We start from the raw sequence: 17,700 nt of genomic DNA, 5'->3' as shown, positions 1-17,700 counted from the left end.
GCGATAACGCCCAAGCGCGCACCGAATCTCGCATCGAAGTCGAGGGGAATCGCTCATTGAACTCACTTGGCCACGCTCTCACGGTCAACTCGGCGCTGCGGACGTTGTTTTGAACACCATCCCTAAGCGTTCGAATTGCTCAACCTCCTGCGGCGTCAGGTCTTGCACGTACCGCCCAATACATCTTGTGTATAGGGGTTGAGCAGCTGCGTCAGCTGAGGGATGGCCCCACGGTTTGTCGAACAGTGCGTGCTTGTGCTCTGCGTGATGCAGAACCCTCTCACTCCATCCCAAGCCCAGATACTCCAGCATCCGTGTCGCTGTCTCACGCGGGGCGGTGACCAGATCCTCATATCGCACTTCGAGATAGCGACCACTGGGCGCCCCCAAGTGTGCCTTGGTGACGACATCTAGCCAGCCTTGCGCCGCCTCGGCGATAGTCCGATGGTCCCACCCGGGAACCTTATCATGGGATGCTGCCACGTCGCGGCCATCGCGAATGATGTGGACAAAATGTGCTTGCGGCCAAATGGTCGCATATTTGCAGATGTTCTGGATCCGTCGCTGAAGCTTTAGACCCCATCGCTTCGCCCCGGTCTGTTGTCGCCGGAACTCGCCGATAGAGTCGATAAGCAAGCAGCGATCCTCTAGTGTAGCCAGGTTGGTTCCACGCTCCGCAATCACACGGGTCACCAAGGTCTTTACGTCGTCTCGGTCCAGGCCCGAACGTTCACACTGCCAGACGAAGTGCACGCCGTCGAACCATTCAGGGTCGATGGCTTCCTTCGTCGTACCGATGACCCGTGGATCCCGACACGCCATCAAGGCGCATACTTCAAGGATATGTGAGCCAAGGTTGATTGGCTCCGTGAAATCGATCTCCGGACCTACGACCAAATCCGGATGCGAGTCGAGCAAAATGCTAAGCAAGGTTGTACCGGAGCGGTCTTCGCCGCCCAACAGGACAGGGTCAGAACGAAGAGGGACTAAAGTGTGGTCTGGTGAGGAGTTGAACATGGGCCTGGAGGGCAAGAAAGAATGTGGCGGCCCAACAGTTAACGTTGGCGCTCATTTGTCAAAACACTGAGCACTGGGACCTATTGCATTCCCTGAGGGGCCGAGTCAACAGTATTAGTGCAAGGGCTGTGCCCGGGAGCGGTTTAGGGCAAAACTAGGGCTTCACGCTGGTATGTACGCCCTTGCTGTCGTTCTGGGCGGTGCAACGTGCTGTTGAAATTGCTGCAATTTGTCACCTACTGAACATTGTCCACCTCGCAGGGCGGACTAATGTTCCGCATCTAAAAATAGACAATTCTATTGTTTGCCTATAGCCCGAGAGTCAGCAGTACACGGGAATTTTTATCGGAAGCTGAAGTCTCCTGCTGCTAAACCGGTCCTGTGAGGACGCTGCAGGAATGTAAATGGAGCGAGGTCACCAACGTCTTGCGCTATTCAGTGCGATCGGCCTGTGGCTGGTGCCATGTTGTCCGAGGATGGGCGTAGCGGACTGTGTACAGGTGGCCTCCCCCCACTGTGTTTTGATGTCTATCAATAAGCTTCTTTTAAACGACTCTTGGGGGCGTGGCATGTACTTTGCATACTCCGATCAAAAAATTTCGATGCTCGAGATGTTTGTGAAAAAATTGAATGCGTTAGTCAGAATGGTCATCGATGGCGACATCATGGAGCACGTATTGGTCGGGGTGGTAGTGATTGTTCTTGTCGTCACCTTGGTTGGTCCGGACCGATCGAGATCGCCTAATGTGCCTGTGTGTAAGCCAAGAGGCGCGCGGGGTTGGTGCTTCCATCTTCCGGGAGTGCCTCCACCCACCCTTTACAGTAGATGCCTGCATGCATGCAGGCGCGATTGGCGTTCGACCATGTCTGGGATCGCAACACAACTTTTAGTGGGCGCGTAAACTGGCGTCTGCCATGCCACTCAAGCGTGGTCGCTCAGGAGAACCGAGTAGCCGCCAGTACTGTCCTGGCTAGGCACACTCTGATCGACGCGGCGAAGTCACGGCCGTCTGGCCTAGAGTAGGGCGGCTGATTGGCGGTGGGCAAAGTTAAAATGTCCGCCATCTGTGGGATTGGGGTTGGCGCTATCGCATCTCGATCGAGCCGGTTGATTAGCCGCTGACGCTTGACGTTCAGCGGCGCGCGACGGAGCCGGGCCGGTTCGCCTTGCAGCGTGCGCGACGGGCCCGCCTGCTGGCGACTGTCGCGCTGCGCCTGCACTTGCGCCGTGATCGCCAGCACATGCCCCAGCCGCTTGTTGTCGACGATCTCGCCCTGGTCGATCTCGCCAAGCCGGTCATAGGTGGCGTAGGGCAGGGACGCGCTGTCGCCCCACAACGCGATCCTCCCGTCCGGGTACTCGGCGACCTCGAGGTAGCGGTGGATCAGGGGCCGGTGATCGGGACGGACCTCGAGCAGATAATCACCCTTGTCGTATTCCAGCGTGAGGCTGGCCGACACCTTGCGCCACTCGCGCCAGCTGAAGATCCGTTCCAGATTCTCGTCGCCGCGCAGGGGCCGGTGTGCATCGAAGTCACGGCGCGGCACCTTGGCAAAGCGCGCGTTGAAGTCGGCGATGAAATGCGGAAGGAAGGCGTTGGCCGCTCTATGGCGCTGATCCCGCGCAGGCGCAACTCCTTGCCAGGCGGCCCTGCAGCGTGCCGTTTATCCGCTCGACCCGGCCCCTGGCGGGCTCGAATTGGCGCACAGGATGTCGATATTGAACTCGAACAGCGCGCGCCCGAACTGGGTGTAGCCGCGGCCCTCGGCGCTGTCCTTGGCGTTCACGCGGAAGATGGCGGCCTTGTCCGAATAGACCGCGAGTGGCTTGCCGTGGCGGTCGACATAGGCGCGCGTGGCGGTGAAGTACGCCGCCGTCGATTCGCTCGGCACGAACAGCAGCTGCATCAGCTGGCCCGTGGCGTCATCGACATAGACCAGCAGCACGCCGGCGCCCGGTCCTCGAACCACGCGTGATCGGAGCCATAGATCCGCTCGAACGCAGCCTGAAAGTCACCTCCTTGTCAAGAACGCTGACTGTCGGACGGTTACGATTGTTCTATTTTTGACTCATGTTTTGAACTGGACACTTCCCCTTGGAAGCTCCACTGACCTAATGAAGGCTGCAGCACCGACGCCGTGAAATCATGTACGTGCGACGGAAATTCTGCTTGGGCGTCAAAGGCTGATTCGCAGCCAACTACGGCGTCAGCATGCTTGTAGACTGATGGAGCATAGCTCTCCTCGCCCGCGCCCAGGCAACGGTCCAGCGAACCATTCAGCAGCCTATCAGGGCTTTAAGGGCTCGTTCCAGCTCCGTAGATGGTCACAAGAGACTTCTTCAATCGACTGCTTAGCGTCAGATTTCGATCCTAATCAAACGGCGGGCCAGTGGGTCACTCTATCTACCTTGCTTCTTGACCATCACGCCGCCTAGACTTACTTCGCCATTCTTCTTAGCGTAGGTGAGAATGTCGGATCCAACGATTTAGATACTCATTGGCATCGGGAAGAACAATAGGGAATGGCAGTCTGTCTTAAGGTTTGTCTCAGCGACATCCAACAAACATTATGATTGTGGTGCGATACTTCTACCTTCAATTTTTAAGGATGTATTCATGGGTAACATTAAGAATTCAGTGTTTGGCATGCTAGTATTATCTGCTTTGCTTGGCGCCGCTGTACCGGCGTCGGCGCAAGAATTGCAACGCACTCCCATCCAGTTATGCCAGTGAGAATGAAAAATTGGTGATTTTGAATTGTTGAAGAATTTGGAAATTCTACTTGTTGTAATAGAGGATGCCAGACACGCAATGAGTATCGCAAACCAAATTTAAGGTTCAACGAGGAATTCCGTGGAAGGCCGACCGGATTTTGAGGAAGAAGTACTCGTCGTCGCGGTAGCCGTAGGCACGGCGCTTAATGACGTTGATGGTGTTATTGATTCCCTCGACCACGCTCGTATTCAACGGGTGTCGGCAGCGGGCAGCGATGCCATGCCAGTAGGCCTTCAGGCGCTGGGTGAACAGCTCAAGAGCAGGAATTTGGCTCTGCCTTGTCTATCTCACGGTGTTTGAATGGTGAGTCAATATAGGGCATATATTGATTTTTTCGGGGTGGTTTAATGCATAAAATTATTCGTTCGATGTTGGTGGGGGTATTCGTGATTCTGGTTGGTTTTGCTCAGCCTATCTCGGCAAGTGAAGCTGGTTGTGAGCCAAATGGGTGGCACGGTTGGTGCTGTCAACCAGAAGGACAGCCTCCAGTGTGCTCCTAGCAAGAACTAGCCGGAGATTTTTATGGGCGGCTTCGATCTTAGTGGTTAATGTTAAGAAATGTTTGATTGCTGGCATTTGAGGGTATGTTTCAAGTATCCGAGGTGACAAATGCCGCGGATTTTGCGAGACGTTATCGCATAAATTGAGTTTGAAAACAGAGTTCCTCGGGATTCTAAACTCAGACGATACGGACGGATTGCGCGATCGTGTGGACCGCCGCACTATTGCGCAGCCCATCCTGGAGTGCCAGTTCCGCTTCGCGGTTGTCAGTTCCAAGTGACACCGCCATTCACAACTTCCTCTGGGTTTGATCTATGTGCCTGATCGTGTGCATAATATTCTCCTTTGAGCAACCCTCCACTGGCTTGATTTTAAGTATCAGTTCGTCGATCCCCTGCTGCATAGAATCTACTACAAAGCGGTCGAACCGGACCTTCCCGAACGGCACCTGGTGATTGGGCATCGGGAGCGCCTGCACGGTTTCGATAAAGGAGGCCGGCAAAAATAGAAGTCGTAACCGCCGAGCGGAGCTGTCAGCTTACGCCAGACTTCTCGTGCACGCACCCCGTTGGACCCTTCCAGGCGCTCTGCGGTACGGACAGTACCACCGACAGCGCAAGGCGCTCGTCTTCGGCGAATTTCTCCAGGGGGTGGAAGGAAGCCCCGGGCGCCATAGAAGAAGTGGACGCGCCTCGAACTGCCGCTGGCAGGCCATGGCGCCGGGCAGGGCGCCGCGCAGCAGTGTGTCTTCCTCCGCGGCGACGGTGAACGCCGCGCCGCCTTCGGATCGATATCTGGCATTTCATAGGGTTCCAATGCTGGTTGTTGAGCCGCATCTGCCGACACTTCTTGCGTTACAGGCCCGCCAGGCCGATGTTGTCCCGGAAGTCGCGCACGGCCGCGGAGGCACGTGCCTTCGTGTTCGGCGCGTCGGGCAACGCCGCGCAGTAGGCCGCGATCGCATCGTCCGCGAGCGCCGCCCACCGGGCAATCGAGCCGGCCAGCACGTCACGATTACCTGGAGTTTCCAGGGCCATGCGGACGAGCGCGCCGGCCCAGCGCCGGTGCCGCTGGGCGTCGGCAAGCTGCGCGTCAGTCAGCAAGCCGAGCAGGGTGTCGCCGTTGTGCCGCGCCGCCTCGCCAAGCCCGCGCAGGACCGCTTCCTCCATCGCCGGCCTCAATACTAGGCTGAAGGCGACGAAGGACTCTGCCCAGTCCCATGCAACGAGCGCGTGTTCGACCAGCTTGCGCCAGCCCTGCCAGGCCGGGTCTTGCTCCCAGCATCTGCGCTCGTCGGTGCCAAAGCCCACGTCGCCGAAGATCTGAGACAGCTCTCGCGTTCGATACGCGGTGTGGGTGAGCCAACGCAGCGAGTCGGCGGTCTGGTAGGCGGCGCAGTTCGAGATCGTGGAGGCGGGGGCCATCTGCGTCACGTAGGCCGATCCCATTTGCAGTGTGTGGAACAGATAGCGTGCCGGGGTGTACAGTCGCGCCAGCGTGCAGGCCCAGGAGTGCTCCAGCATGGAGTCGTGGCCGCGCTCGGAAAACTGGTCCAGCAGACCGGACACATAGGTTTCCTGGCCATCCTGCAGCAGATTGTAGGTGCGGTAGACGAGCTCGTCGGGGTCGCGAAAGGCGTTCCAGTCGGCGTGTTTCAGCGGCGAGGCGTTGCGGTGACGCTTGAACCACTGCGCCATCTCGAAATTCGGATCGAGTTCGAACGGCGCTTGGGGGTTGTCGGTCGTGTAGTGCAGATTCGTCGAGACGATCTCGTACTCGCTTGGTTTGCGCCGGCGCGCGGCCAGGTGGCTCCAGGTCTTTAGCGGCTTGAGGACGTCCGGTTGCGTAGTCATGCTCGTCTCCGGTTACAGTGTCTTTTTGTAATAGAAGAGGACGTAGTCGTCCGTGGTCTCGATGCGACCCGCGAACGAGCTGAGGTTGACCTCCAACTCGGACATCTTGAACGGGCGGCCCAGCGTATCTTCCAGCGTAGCCCGGCGCAGGATCAGTTCGCCGTCGGTGTCGATGCGCACGTACGCGAGCTTGTCGTCGACGCGGATGTCCTTACCCGGGTTGTCTTCCCGCGCGGCCTCGATGACGCTGGACGTGATGCTGCTGGCGCGCAGCACGGGGCCGACGCGGTTGTTCCGGTACGCCTCGGCGGTGTTGTGGTCCCTGCTCATGATCGATTCCTTTGCAATATCAGCAATTGGCGAACAGTGGTTCGACGCCTTCGATAGCGATAAGTATGTCGTCCCCATCTACCCTGATGGCATACTCTGCGAGACGGGATCCACCGGGGTTGATGCCCTTGCCTGTGTTGGCGTCGAATGTCCACTGGTGGGCCCGGCACATCAGTACGCGCCCGTCGAAATTTCCCTCTGCGAGCGGAATGTCCTGGTGCGGGCAAATGCCTTGGAACGCGCGTGGCGTGCCGCTTCGTGGGCGGACAAGTACGATGACGTGGCCGTCCACCTCGACCTCGGCCATGTCGCCTTCCCACAGCTCGTCGAGTGTGGAGACTTTCTGAAAATTTTTGGTGTCCTTATGCATCGCAAAAAATAAATTCGAGTGACTCCATCGGCTTGATATCGGTGTCGCCGAGCCGGGCGTCGCGGGGATAGAAATGGTCGCTCCCCTGGCGCCGCACCCGCACGACCTTGCCGGGCTGGGGCGCTACGCGACGGCCGACTGAATGGTGCGCGGCGGCCGCCGCTACCTCGTCCATCGAGTTCTCCGTATCGACGGCGACGAGCTGCAGCACGAAGTCGTATTGAAAATTCGAAATCACTGGGAACAGTGCCATGTCATTATCCATCTGATGGCTGCATCAGGCGGTCTTGTTCTGTTCGCGCTGACGGCGGTATGCCGCCACCCACGCGTACTGGTGTGCGTCGTCGCCAATCTCGCCGGGGGCGAGGTTCATGTACAGGAGTGCACCCCCCAGATCGGGCGGCTGGATGTACCCGGCGAGGAAACGGTCGACCAGGGTCAGGTGGTCGCGGTAACGCACGGGGTCCTGCTGGAAGACCCAACGGTCGATCTCGGAATTGAAGTGGTACGTGCGGCCGTTGTACTCGAGCGGATAATCCCTGACGTTCCAGCCGTTGCCCGGCACCGCGCAGATTGGCAACTGGCTCATGTTGCACACAATGGGCAGCGTCTCGGGGACGGTGAGCTCCTTCCTGCCCGCGAGCAGGTTGTCGATAATGACGTCCCAGGCCTTGCCGAACGTGTCATTCCAGCCGGAATACTTTTCCTCGAGCCAGTCACGGCAGTCCGGCGTCATGCCGGCGGCCGGGTTCCACCAGATGGTCGGCCTCCAGAACCAGATGCTCAGCTGGTAAGCATGGTGCTGGTAGTCGAACTCATTGATCATCTGGTCCCAGTACCAGGGCAGGTCGAGACCGAGGTCTATCAGGGTGCGCTCGAACTGGCCGACGATCCATTCCGTCACGAACGCCTTGAATGACTCCTTGCGATGCTGCAGCGGCGTAGCGTAGTCCATCGACGTACCGGTCAGCAGGGAGAACAGGCGCCATGCGCGTGCAATGGCCACGTCCACGAGCTGCTGCGCCTGCTCCTTGCGCCCGTTGGCGATCAGGATCTGCAGTGCCGGGCCGCCGATCTGCGCGTGCCGTGACTCGTCCGTCTGGATGCTTGAAATGAGGCTGGCGAACGTAAAGTCGCCGGCTTCCGCCGCATCGGCCGCCAGCCCGAGGAACTGCATGTTGGTGAAACCCGTTTCGAAGGCAAACGTAAGCATCACGGCGATCTCGATCGCGCTGCGCGACATGAACATGTCGTCGAAGGTACTGCGGGCGGCGATCGCGCCCCATTGGTTGGTGTGATAGGCCTTGTGCGCCCAGTCAAACTGCCGATCCTTTGGGCAGTAGTCGTGCGGAAAGTAGAGTTGCAATTGCCCGTGACGGTTCTCGTCAAGCATGCCAAACGTCGCCATGTTGCGCATGCCTGGCGCGCGGCCGAAGCGGGCCATGCGTGCCTCGGCGCTCATCGCCGCGTATTCGCCGAGCGCGATGGCGCCGTAATGCGCCTTCAGGATCGACAGCCAGCCGGGATCGGCGTCCTCGAACATGCGGCTGCGCTCCAGCGCGGCCTTCACGGAGTAGGCGCCAGCGTCCTTGTCGCGCTGAATGCGCACGTATTCTGGATACGACGTCTTGTAGGGCTCGTCATAGGTTTCCCAGACTTCCATAGGCACGCCCTGTGCCCCTGCCATGACCTCCGGGAAAAGGTCGGACTCGGCGACGTACGTCGGCGTCCAGTTCGTCGTGCGGGCAATGTCGTACCACGCTGCGCGTTCCAAAAGCGCCATGAGATATTCTCCTTGGTGGATGTCATGTCCTTCTTGCTTTGCAGTCCCGGTTGCGAAAGGCCGCAGATCCGGAGCGCATTCCCTTGTGCAAATGCAATGCCAGCGGGCATGGCGGTGCAGTCATGCTGCACTGCAAAGCCGTGGGAGCGTAAGGGATGGCGGGTACTCCATTGAGTTTCGAGGCCCGGACCTGTGCGTCGCAAAAAGGTACCAGCTCCTTGTGGATTTCCCTACGACACCTACGAAGGCATCAAAATCCACGACTGGGACAAGTGGAAAGACCCCTTCCGCCCAACCATGGACGCCTACTGGAAATACCAAGTGCGTCGAGTTCATGCTAGAGCAGAATTCCTGCAACGGGCGTGCGTGCAGCGCTGGAACGACAAGTGGTTCTGGCGCGGCTAACGCCTGCTGACCATCGTGGCGATGATGCAGGACTACATGCTGCCCAAGCGCGTGACGAGTTAGAAGGAGGCATGGGAAAGGTACTCCGAGGGCGCGACGGTGCGCTGTTCAATGACCTCGTCTGCTACGTCATTCGCGAGCCGTGCGGCTGGAAGGGCGCCCGCGAGGGCAAGGACCATATCAGCCACCAGGTTGGGCCACCTTCAAAACTACGGGCCGCGGCGCCTTCTCATACGTGCCTGCCGCCGGACGGCGAGATGCAATAGTGGCTTTCGCAGAAGTATCCCGAGAGCTTCGACAACTGTATCGGCCACGCTTAGCGCGAGCGTCCGGAGGACGGCTGCCGCTTTTACAACAAGACGCTGCCGATGCTGGGCACCACTTCCAGGTCCTGATGTTCTTCACCGAGCCCGGTTATGCCACGAAGATCTATTACCTCAAGAGCAGCTACTTCGGCAACAAGTATCATTTCTGCTCCGACCACTGCCAGCACATCTTCGAGGGCGAGCCTAGCTACCGGTGCACCAGATTTACTAGGGGGCACTGCTTCCCCGAGGGGGATGGACTCGACACCGGAAGGCTTCGATCCGCCGATGGCCGTGCAGGACTACGAAATGAACATCGGGCGGGACAATTTCGACTTCGAAGCTTGGAGAATCAGAAGAATTTTGCCCCATGGATAGTGGAGGGAGGAGCTAGAATACTCTCTCTCCGGAGAGGTAAATAAAGATAGAAAGTTCCCGATACTCGGTCTCGGCGTACAGTTTGCCGACCTGCCCAAGTCACTAAAAAGCGGTTGTCAAGGAAATAGAGTAATTGAAATGCGTTGTCGTTTTGACACCGTGCCGTATTGGCGGTTTGCACTTCCAGTAGCACTGGACCGCAGCCGCAGTGATTTGGAATTGGGTTCCCTGGCGCAGGCCCGTTTGTGGCTCGCAGGGAGAAGTTATAGAAGGTTCTATTGCCCTCAATGGCATCGCAATGAATAGCCGGCGAATCGATAACGCTATAAAGTTCGGCAGTCGCAATTTTTGAACGCGAATTGCCGACGACATTAGCGTTCGGCGCTGGTCGGCATGCGTTCGACCGCGGTCACGCGTTGGGAAACGCTCATGTACTAGTCAGACAAGCGCCCGGGAGGTAGGTGGGGTCATTTTGTAGGAGCGATCTGCATGAAACGGGATATGGAGCGAACCGGCGTCAAACTATAGATTCCGCGTGCCCATGGGCGCCGTGTCTCGACTCGCCGCAGACAAATGGCATGCCGATAAGAATCGCAAAGGTGCCCGTTGCCAAGGTCGTCCTCGGAAAACATCCCGAGGGCGACAACTGGAGCGCGCGACTCGGATCGCCGCGATACGGAGACGCTACTCAGCGCCGCGGCGCGTCAGATTAACGGAAGTCTCTGAGCGCGCTCAGGTTCTTGACGATCACAATCCCGCACTCGGTTGTTTTGTGTCCTTGTGCCTGTAGCGTCTTCAGCGCAGTGCGAATGCTCTGGCGCGCTAGCCCGGCAAGTTCGCCCAGTTCCTGCTGTGAGAGCGGAACTGCAGCGCTCATGTTCGGGTAGAGGACTGATTGAACAGAATGGCGAGGGACTTTGCAACACGGGAAACAGGATCCTGGAAGCGATCGATGTCAACCATAGAAATGGATTGGGACGTCGCTCGCTGAGTTGCGCCACGATGAAGTGATTGAATTCGAGAGGTGTCCATAAGAGATCGAAATGTCGAATTCGTCACATGAACGAGGAGGCTCTCACGCAACGTGATGAATTCGTAGCGTCGCGGCTCTCGCTTGGTGACTGCACCCTCACCAATCCATCCTTCTGTGGAACAACCGTGTACATGAGCATCCTGCCGGCGGCATCGACGGCACTTACCTTCAGGAGACCATCTGCGCAAAGTATCCAGGAGTGACTTGGGTCGCCCATACGCACGACCAGTTCAGCCTTCTGGTGTCGGGTCTCGTACAAATCTGCACGAACGCGATCGCAAATCGCTGGTGGGTAGTCTGCATCTAGGGAATCTGCTGAACTATCGCGGTTAAATCTGAGGAAGATTGTTGGTGGCCTGCCCCACACAGGGACAAGAGTGATCCAAGATACCGTCGAGGGGTTGCTCCGTCAACGGCCGCGAGCGCACGACGGTGCTTCACATGGTTGGGCACATGAATCGGATGGTGGCCAGTATTCCTTCTCAGCCCAGCGCGGCGTTGAGCACAAGCCTGTGGGGTTGAGCGAGTTGAGATTGTTCATGGCGTGTAAGCGGTAAGCAGCCGGCGTCATTGACGTGACTGGTCGCGCAACAGCCGCATCGCGGTAACGGTATCCTGCCCTACGGCGCGCAACGAGCGAATTATCTGTATCTGCTGCGGTCCTCTGCAGGAGGGTGGCGCCGGGCCGCCTGTCTGTTTGCTGTTCACCATGGTTCTGATGTGGTTCAGCGCAAGGTCCGTGGTCGCGTTACCCCGGAACCCGCTTCAGTAAATGCTACCATCGGCCTGGACGGCGCAGCCGGCTGGAGCGACTGGTTAGAACACAAGTGCGGCAAAGGGGTATCGGCCCGTTACAGCGGTTCACCCAACGCCTGAGCGGATACTGGCATGGGATCGTGGTCCGGTGCCGCCATCTACAGAACACTAGCGTCGTCGAGGGCATCAACAACACCATAAAAGTCAGCAAGCGCCGGGCCTACGGCTATCGCGACGAGGAATACTTGTGCCTCAAAATCTCTTCTTCGTCAAAAATCCGCGCCGTCTTCCCCCGTATTCCTCGATGAACCAAAAATTAACCGCTCTGCGCCCAGGGGAGGGCGCTTCGCTCGCTGCAAAATCAGCCAAAAGCGGCAATGTGGAAGGTTTATTCGGCTGCCCGCAGTTGCGATTCGAAAGCAGCCCAGTCTCATAAACTACGCCAAAGAAAATGTTCGCCACCATACAACAACTCGTGCAGGGCTGGGCTTTCGATTAAAAAATGGGGCTGAGCCACCCAATGCCTCGGCGTAAGGTTATTCAGTCTTCAGGAGCGATTATGCAGACGCTATTCAAAGTCGTCCCAGCGCGGAATGGTGAAGTGCGCAATCACTACTTGGAGACGGGGTGTGCTCAGCCGCTTCCTTCAATATCTCTGCTTCCTGTGTTTTTTTGCCCAAGAGCCTTTGCAACTCTCGAATCTCGTTCATCGCGGCGGCTAATTGAGATGCGGGAACCAGAGCCTCGCCGGTATTGAGAGGTGCCAGAGTACCATCTTGGTACTGCTTCCGCCATGCGGACACTTGATTGGGATTGACTTCATGGCGTTTGGCCACCTCCAAGACGGTTACACCTGGCTCCAGGGTTTCCTGCACAATAGCAAGCTTTTCATGCACGGACCGCCGCCGCCGCCGTTCTGGCTCGCTCAAGGCTTCGTTTCCTCCTTCAGAAAGATTGAACTTCAAACTGGTCACAAAAGATCTCCTCTAATTCAAAAAAAGTCCCTAGGCCTCATGCGAGGGAGGAATGTTGTAGTGAAACAGGCTAACATTAGCTAGCTCACCGTTCCATTAACTCATCAGGCAGCACTACCGTGGACTCTTTAGTTTTAAGCTAATTGTGTAAAGCATGAAAAAACGAAATATTAAAACTCCTGCGTTACATGATCCAAGAAACTACAACAAGAAATACCGCACGTTTTTGGTCTGCTTTCGCATGCTTCAGCGGCGTCCGATACATGACAGGTCACTAGTATGAGGCGTCTTATGGCTTGCAAAAACCTGACGCAGCCTGGAGTCCATGACTTCGAAGAAGTGCCATCAAGGAAAGCTATGGCATTCTCTATTGAGTTGGTGTTAGTAACATATGAAAGTACCATCTATGGCGCCGCCATGGAGTCTTCAGCCTCCGGCCGGATAAAGCTGACGAGCTAACGATGAGATTAACGAACATCGTGTGTCGCGAAGCAACATGGCCGCTGAAAATCCCGCGACGGAATTGCGCCGCCCACCCGCTTCAAATCGTCGCCCGGCATCTCTACCTTGCAATAACGCGCCTCAGCAATTTTTCGGGCCCGCTTCGCACCAATGTTGGTGGAAGCCGAGTTTGTAAGTCACTTGAACAAAGAACCATCCGCCGCCTCCGGGAAGTCGGGATTGTAGAAGGCGTACCTCCGTACGTAAAATGAACTGTATTCAAATCGTTATGAATTTCGCTCATGACGGTATGTGAAGAACCTTCCTGGCTCCAATAGAGAATAAGTAGGGCACGTCACATCCACTTGACGTGCCCTCCATGTATCAGAGATGCCCGGTGCCGGTATATGCTTTGACTATAGCGGGCACTTTACTTGCTGCATAAGGCGTTATCATGCAGGACGAGACCTCGGACTTTGATGAGTGACTTATATTTTTTCCCAGCGCTCCGAATGCTTCCATTACGGCAGAGTATTGCGTAAAACCATTGATCGAAGGCTCAGGTATAGCTAAATTGCCGAGGCAAGGGCGACCAACTTTCTCTTTACACTCCCGCTGGGCTACAGCGCTAAGGCTACCGAGTGCTCCGAAGACATAGCCATCGTCAGGCAAAATTGGCAAGATCACATTATCAAAGTAGTTCGCCTCGACAAAAAGATGTGCATTCTCACTCGAGTCGAGCGCATGCCAAGAACCATTCTGGAAATAATTATTAACCACATGCACGATGGCTTCATCGCCAGAGACCTTCGGCGCCCGGCCGGAAAAATCATGGAACCAATTATTTGATAAAGTAATGGTTTGCTTTTTTGCAATTAGCAAAATATTCCAGTAATGTTTCCCGTTGCACTCAGGTGAGTAAGCGCTTGTGCCGTCGAAATTATTCCAAGAAATAGTGACGTTGATTGCAGGTCTGAAGTGACCGACAATCATTTGTCGGCCAATATTGTGGAAAGTATTATGATCTATCCAAACTCGGTCCACCCCTTCCAGCGATATTGCATCGCCACCAAAAACGATGCCGTTATTAATATCACTTATCGTAAGATTTCTTATTTCGACGTTGCGGGAGTTCACTGGACGAAGCCCCTTTCCCTTTAGCGCTGCGGACGAACTGGCGCCAATTAAGGTCTTATTTGAACCGACCGATAGTGGATTTTTCCCGGCCACGTCGTAATTAATTCCTGTGACTTCTTTCCCACTGCAATGCCTATCGTTCGCATCGACAAGGATCAATGCTTCCGGCTCGTACGGCGTTGGACATTCGCCTTTTGTTTTGCCGGGATAACAGCCACGTTCCGAGGAGGTTTTTTCTGTCCCTGTATAATCAATCGTTGTTGCGATTCTTATAATGCGTGGAGTTGCATCCGAGCATACTCCTTCAGCATTAAATGAATTGCACAGGGCATTCTTCAGTTGCTTCCGGCCATCAATTGGATCTGTGATATTCACTACTTCCCCACCCATCCCGCCGATCGTTGCTGCGCCGAACCCTTTCGGCCGACTAAAATCAAATTCCGTTGCGCACGATCCGGATAAATTTAACAGGAAGGCAGCCGATCCCAGCGCCAGAGTTGCTCGCTTGAATGCTATATGAAATAACATATAATTCCTCGCCAATATTTCGATATCACCAATAATTGAGGTTTCCTCTGTTTTCGGCTTCCATAGGTCCCGGGTTATGCAGCCCTATCTTTCGCGTGCTGAACAGTGAGCCAGTCCTGCAGGAACTGGGTCGGCGATTACGAAGCCGAGCGACGAATGACGACCACTACAGTTATAAAACACTTCGATATATTCGAACAGGTCCACAGCGGCCTCACGTTGCGTCCGATACCACGTGGAATGAACTCGTTCGTCCTCCAAACTGTTGAAGAACCTCTTCGTCAGCGCGTTGTCCCAACAATTTCCTCCTACCGGGGTGCAGGCCTGCGGCGGAACCACGCCAACCTCAACGCATCCGTCACAAGGTCCGCCGTCATGCACGGCTTGATGGACCAGTCCACGACTTCCCGATTGAACAGATCCAGCACGACCGCCAGATACAGCCATCCCTCGTCGGTCCAGATGTACGTGATGTCCGAGTAGAACACCTTATTCGGCGCGCCGGTGTGAACTCGCGGTTCAGCAGGTTCGGCGCAACGGGCAGTTTGTGCTTGGAATCTGTCGTGACGCGGTAACGACGCTTGTGGCGGGCTCGGATGCCGTCCTTGCTCATCAGCCGCTCAACGCGTGCCTCTCTAGTCGGGAACCCTCGTGCGCCATTCTCCTCCGTCATGCGCGGCGAGCCGTAGGCACCCTCGAACTCGGCAGGAATCGACCGGATCAATGTGAGCAACTGCGTGTCGGTCAGCCGCTGCCGCTCGGCAGTGCCAGCCGTTCACCCTCACCGAAAGGATCTCGCACAGCGCCGACAGTGGATAGCGCCGGCACTGCCCGTCAATCCAGGCGTCCTTCGCAGGAGGTCCTTCGCGAAGTACGCCGCCGCCATTTTTTGCGATTTCGATCGCCATCTGCAGGCGCTTGTTCTCGGCGCACAGCTGTGAGAGCTCCGTCTGCTCGGCCTTGACTGCCGGTGAAATCGATGGCAACTCCCAAACGTAGCATACACTCACTGTGGTAGGATACGGTGGGCTTTTGGGGCGTGGCCTCCTCCAATGGAGACTGCTGCCCCCAGCTCGTTCTATTAGGCTATTTCCCTTCTTTGCTTGAAGACGTCGAGCTCTTTGTTACGCGCAGCCTTACCCGTAAGATCGACCGCTCGTGCTTGCGACTCCCTCGTAGGGCTATGCTATCTACGTCCCCATAAATAAAGTGACGACCTGAGTCGTTGAACGATCTCGGGATGAACACAGTGGCGTCAGGCCACGGATACGCAACAACATTATGGTGTGAGAGTGCGGCGACCCGATTGAATTGTGGGACTCGTTACGCTTATTGTGCGGGGTCTTGCGGCTATCCGTCGGTCTCTGAGGGCCCTTCAGTTTTTTTGGAACGCTCACCAAAGCATAGTTCAACGACGGAGGCAGGTGAAGCGACCTTCCTGAAGGATGGGGAACCGGCGCCGCAGCTCGTCTCGGTTTTGCATGGCATACATGCTCCTTGGTGACAAGTTATGTCCTAAACATAAAAGTCCCCCAATAAGTCCCCTCTCACGCTGTCTGTGACCAATCTTAGTTATGTACTAAGAAAAAATCACTCTATCGCATGAAACAGCGCAAAGGAAGATGCTTAGGCCCACCGACGAAGCTGGATGCGACCATTTCGAGCTCCCCTGCTGACTCCACGCGTTCAAGGCGCGGTATCATTTCCTCAAACAGGATGCGCATTTCCATCTTGGCCAAGTGCTGGCCCAGACAAATATGAGGCCCTGTTCCAAATGCCAGATGGTGGACTTCCTTTCGATCAATGCTGAATTCGAATGGTTTATCAAAGACATCTTCATCTCGATTCGCCGAGCCGTAGCACAGCATTATCCAATCGCCTTTGCGAACAGTGCGTCCTCGGATCTCCGTATCCGCCGCCGCGGTACGCATGAAGTGACTCACCGGTGACGCAAAGCGCACCGCCTCGTCGACAAATTGCGGAATCAGCGCCGCATCGGCTTGAAGTTGATGCAGCAGATCAGGGAACTGGCTAAGTGCCCACATTGCGATCGCGGAGGACGATGATGTGGTATCGTGTCCCGCCGTGGCAATAATAATGTAGTAGCCCAAGCGGTTGGCATCGCTAATCGGTTCGCCATTTACGACCGCGTTGGAAAGCAATGTTGCGATATCGTTACGTGGATTCGTCCTTTTGTCCGATGTCAGCTTATTGAAATAATGCCGAAAGTCTTCTACTACTGCTAGTAGATTCTTTGCCAAAACATCGTTACCGGAAGCGACCTCCGCCTTCCCTCGATTGAGTTCTGGATCTTCCCCACCAAACAACTCTTGCGTCAGGACCAACATTTTGGCCTCATCTTCAGAGGGAATTCCTAGAATATCCATTATTACATGCAAAGGATAATATAGTGCAATATTTCTAGAAAAATCTATGACCTCTCCTTCGTACTGCGCAAGTTTGTCAACGCAGCGACGGGCCAGTCGTCGGATACGATCATCCAGGTTGAGCAGGCTGTCAGGCATGAACCATGATTGCGCCAGCGCGCGCATTTTCTTGTGCTCATCACCGTCGAACTGAACTAGCGCCTTGACAATATGCGGAGACCCAGTGACCGAAATTATATAGTCGATTGCGGCCTTTGATCGGCAAACAACAGAATAGTCACCGTTGCGAAATAGGCTACTGTCACGTGAAATTGCGCTGACATCGGCATACTTCGTTGCAACCCAGAAAGGATCGAAGCCCTCAATAACAGCACGACCGAACGGATTGTTGGCACGCGCCCACGTATAGACAGAGTGCAATAGCTCACGGTTTGAATAAGTCTTTGGATCAACCAAAAGCTTCGCGATGTCATCGGGGAGATCGAAATTCGAGGAGGTGGTAATTGGGATCAAGATAAACATACTCCAAAGATAGGTTTAAGATCGCGAAGTCATTACAATAGTGCTGATAATGAAAGATGCAATATTTTATTATATTGAATCAGTAATAAACATCATCAAACAAGTAGAGCGGGATCAAGTAATGGGGCCAATGGGCTGTAGTTTGACAATGGAACGGTTGCCACGCCCTACTAACCGGCATCGAATGTCTTTGTTGCTTACCG

At 55.7% G+C, this 17,700-nt stretch carries 11 protein-coding genes and 6 pseudogenes; 3 read left to right on the top strand and 14 right to left on the bottom strand.

Annotated elements, in window-relative coordinates; genetic code table 11:
• Positions 1 to 84 precede the first annotated feature (84 nt).
• From VSR71_RS29910 to VSR71_RS29875, 9 genes and pseudogenes are all read right to left on the bottom strand, one after another.
• Positions 85 to 960 carry a sulfotransferase gene (locus VSR71_RS29910; protein ID WP_342917182.1) on the bottom strand — a complete coding sequence of 292 codons (876 nt, stop codon included), beginning with the start codon at positions 958 to 960 and terminating at the stop codon, positions 85 to 87.
• Positions 961 to 1,953: 993 nt separating this feature from the next.
• Positions 1,954 to 2,565 (bottom strand): hypothetical protein, encoded by a 612-nt coding sequence (locus VSR71_RS35405; RefSeq protein WP_373424337.1) that lies wholly within the window; start codon positions 2,563 to 2,565, stop codon positions 1,954 to 1,956.
• A gap of 117 nt (positions 2,566 to 2,682) precedes the next feature.
• A complete protein-coding gene (locus VSR71_RS35400; protein WP_373424336.1) occupies positions 2,683 to 2,988 on the bottom strand; it encodes a hypothetical protein in 306 nt (101 codons plus the stop codon).
• Between the two features lie 869 nt (positions 2,989 to 3,857).
• Positions 3,858 to 4,073 (bottom strand): annotated as a pseudogene (locus VSR71_RS29900) (transposase); the annotation flags it as partial.
• Positions 4,074 to 5,149: 1,076 nt separating this feature from the next.
• Positions 5,150 to 6,148 (bottom strand): aromatic/alkene monooxygenase hydroxylase subunit beta, encoded by a 999-nt coding sequence (locus VSR71_RS29895; protein WP_115683908.1) that lies wholly within the window; start codon positions 6,146 to 6,148, stop codon positions 5,150 to 5,152.
• A 12-nt stretch (positions 6,149 to 6,160) separates the two neighbouring features.
• Complete coding sequence (locus VSR71_RS29890; protein WP_115683907.1) at positions 6,161 to 6,478, bottom strand: MmoB/DmpM family protein; 318 nt, start codon at positions 6,476 to 6,478, stop codon at positions 6,161 to 6,163.
• Between the two features lie 19 nt (positions 6,479 to 6,497).
• Positions 6,498 to 6,848 (bottom strand): Rieske 2Fe-2S domain-containing protein, encoded by a 351-nt coding sequence (locus VSR71_RS29885; RefSeq protein WP_115683906.1) that lies wholly within the window; start codon positions 6,846 to 6,848, stop codon positions 6,498 to 6,500.
• Positions 6,841 to 7,101, bottom strand: coding sequence for a toluene-4-monooxygenase system B family protein (locus VSR71_RS29880; RefSeq protein ID WP_115683905.1), 261 nt, complete (start codon positions 7,099 to 7,101; stop codon positions 6,841 to 6,843). The genes VSR71_RS29885 and VSR71_RS29880 overlap by 8 nt, the downstream gene beginning before the upstream one ends.
• Before the next feature lie 24 nt (positions 7,102 to 7,125).
• Complete coding sequence (locus tag VSR71_RS29875) at positions 7,126 to 8,631, bottom strand: toluene monooxygenase (protein WP_115683904.1); 1,506 nt, start codon at positions 8,629 to 8,631, stop codon at positions 7,126 to 7,128.
• A 192-nt stretch (positions 8,632 to 8,823) separates the two neighbouring features.
• Here VSR71_RS29875 and VSR71_RS35395 point away from each other — a divergent pair.
• Positions 8,824 to 8,928, top strand: a pseudogene (locus tag VSR71_RS35395) (hypothetical protein); the annotation flags it as partial.
• Positions 8,929 to 8,950: 22 nt separating this feature from the next.
• A pseudogene (locus tag VSR71_RS35390) lies at positions 8,951 to 9,763 on the top strand (YHS domain-containing protein); the annotation flags it as partial.
• Between the two features lie 665 nt (positions 9,764 to 10,428).
• On the opposite strand, the gene VSR71_RS35385 reads toward VSR71_RS35390, so the two are convergent.
• A complete protein-coding gene (locus VSR71_RS35385) occupies positions 10,429 to 10,596 on the bottom strand; it encodes a helix-turn-helix domain-containing protein (RefSeq protein ID WP_115683903.1) in 168 nt (55 codons plus the stop codon).
• A gap of 960 nt (positions 10,597 to 11,556) precedes the next feature.
• Between VSR71_RS35385 and VSR71_RS29865 the strand changes: the two are divergent.
• A pseudogene (locus tag VSR71_RS29865) lies at positions 11,557 to 11,816 on the top strand (transposase); the annotation flags it as partial.
• Between the two features lie 270 nt (positions 11,817 to 12,086).
• On the opposite strand, the pseudogene VSR71_RS29860 reads toward VSR71_RS29865, so the two are convergent.
• The 4 genes and pseudogenes from VSR71_RS29860 to VSR71_RS29845 all read right to left on the bottom strand — a co-directional run.
• A pseudogene (locus VSR71_RS29860) lies at positions 12,087 to 12,482 on the bottom strand (transposase); the annotation flags it as partial.
• 825 nt (positions 12,483 to 13,307) lie between these two features.
• A complete protein-coding gene (locus VSR71_RS29855; RefSeq protein ID WP_342917181.1) occupies positions 13,308 to 14,588 on the bottom strand; it encodes a polysaccharide lyase family 1 protein in 1,281 nt (426 codons plus the stop codon).
• Positions 14,589 to 14,662: 74 nt separating this feature from the next.
• Positions 14,663 to 15,553: pseudogene (locus VSR71_RS29850) on the bottom strand (IS3 family transposase); the annotation flags it as partial.
• Between the two features lie 630 nt (positions 15,554 to 16,183).
• The gene (locus tag VSR71_RS29845; RefSeq protein WP_115683901.1) at positions 16,184 to 17,497 is read right to left on the bottom strand and encodes a cytochrome P450; all 1,314 of its coding nucleotides are present in this window, start codon (positions 17,495 to 17,497) and stop codon (positions 16,184 to 16,186) included.
• Positions 17,498 to 17,700: the final 203 nt, after the last annotated feature.

It is taken from the genome of Cupriavidus oxalaticus, assembly GCF_038900635.1.
GTDB classification, from domain to species: Bacteria; Pseudomonadota; Gammaproteobacteria; order Burkholderiales; family Burkholderiaceae; genus Cupriavidus; species Cupriavidus oxalaticus_B.
This window is presented reverse-complemented; position numbering and strand designations above follow the sequence as displayed.

Coding starts and splice junctions, on each gene's coding strand:
- VSR71_RS29855 (WP_342917181.1), bottom strand. CDS start 14,588: ATGTTATTTCATATAGCATTCAAGCGAGCAACTCTGGCGCTGGGATCG.
- VSR71_RS29875 (WP_115683904.1), bottom strand. CDS start 8,631: ATGGCGCTTTTGGAACGCGCAGCGTGGTACGACATTGCCCGCACGACG.
- VSR71_RS35385 (WP_115683903.1), bottom strand. CDS start 10,596: ATGAGCGCTGCAGTTCCGCTCTCACAGCAGGAACTGGGCGAACTTGCC.
- VSR71_RS29885 (WP_115683906.1), bottom strand. CDS start 6,848: ATGCATAAGGACACCAAAAATTTTCAGAAAGTCTCCACACTCGACGAG.
- VSR71_RS29845 (WP_115683901.1), bottom strand. CDS start 17,497: ATGTTTATCTTGATCCCAATTACCACCTCCTCGAATTTCGATCTCCCC.
- VSR71_RS29895 (WP_115683908.1), bottom strand. CDS start 6,148: ATGACTACGCAACCGGACGTCCTCAAGCCGCTAAAGACCTGGAGCCAC.
- VSR71_RS29880 (WP_115683905.1), bottom strand. CDS start 7,101: ATGGCACTGTTCCCAGTGATTTCGAATTTTCAATACGACTTCGTGCTG.
- VSR71_RS29890 (WP_115683907.1), bottom strand. CDS start 6,478: ATGAGCAGGGACCACAACACCGCCGAGGCGTACCGGAACAACCGCGTC.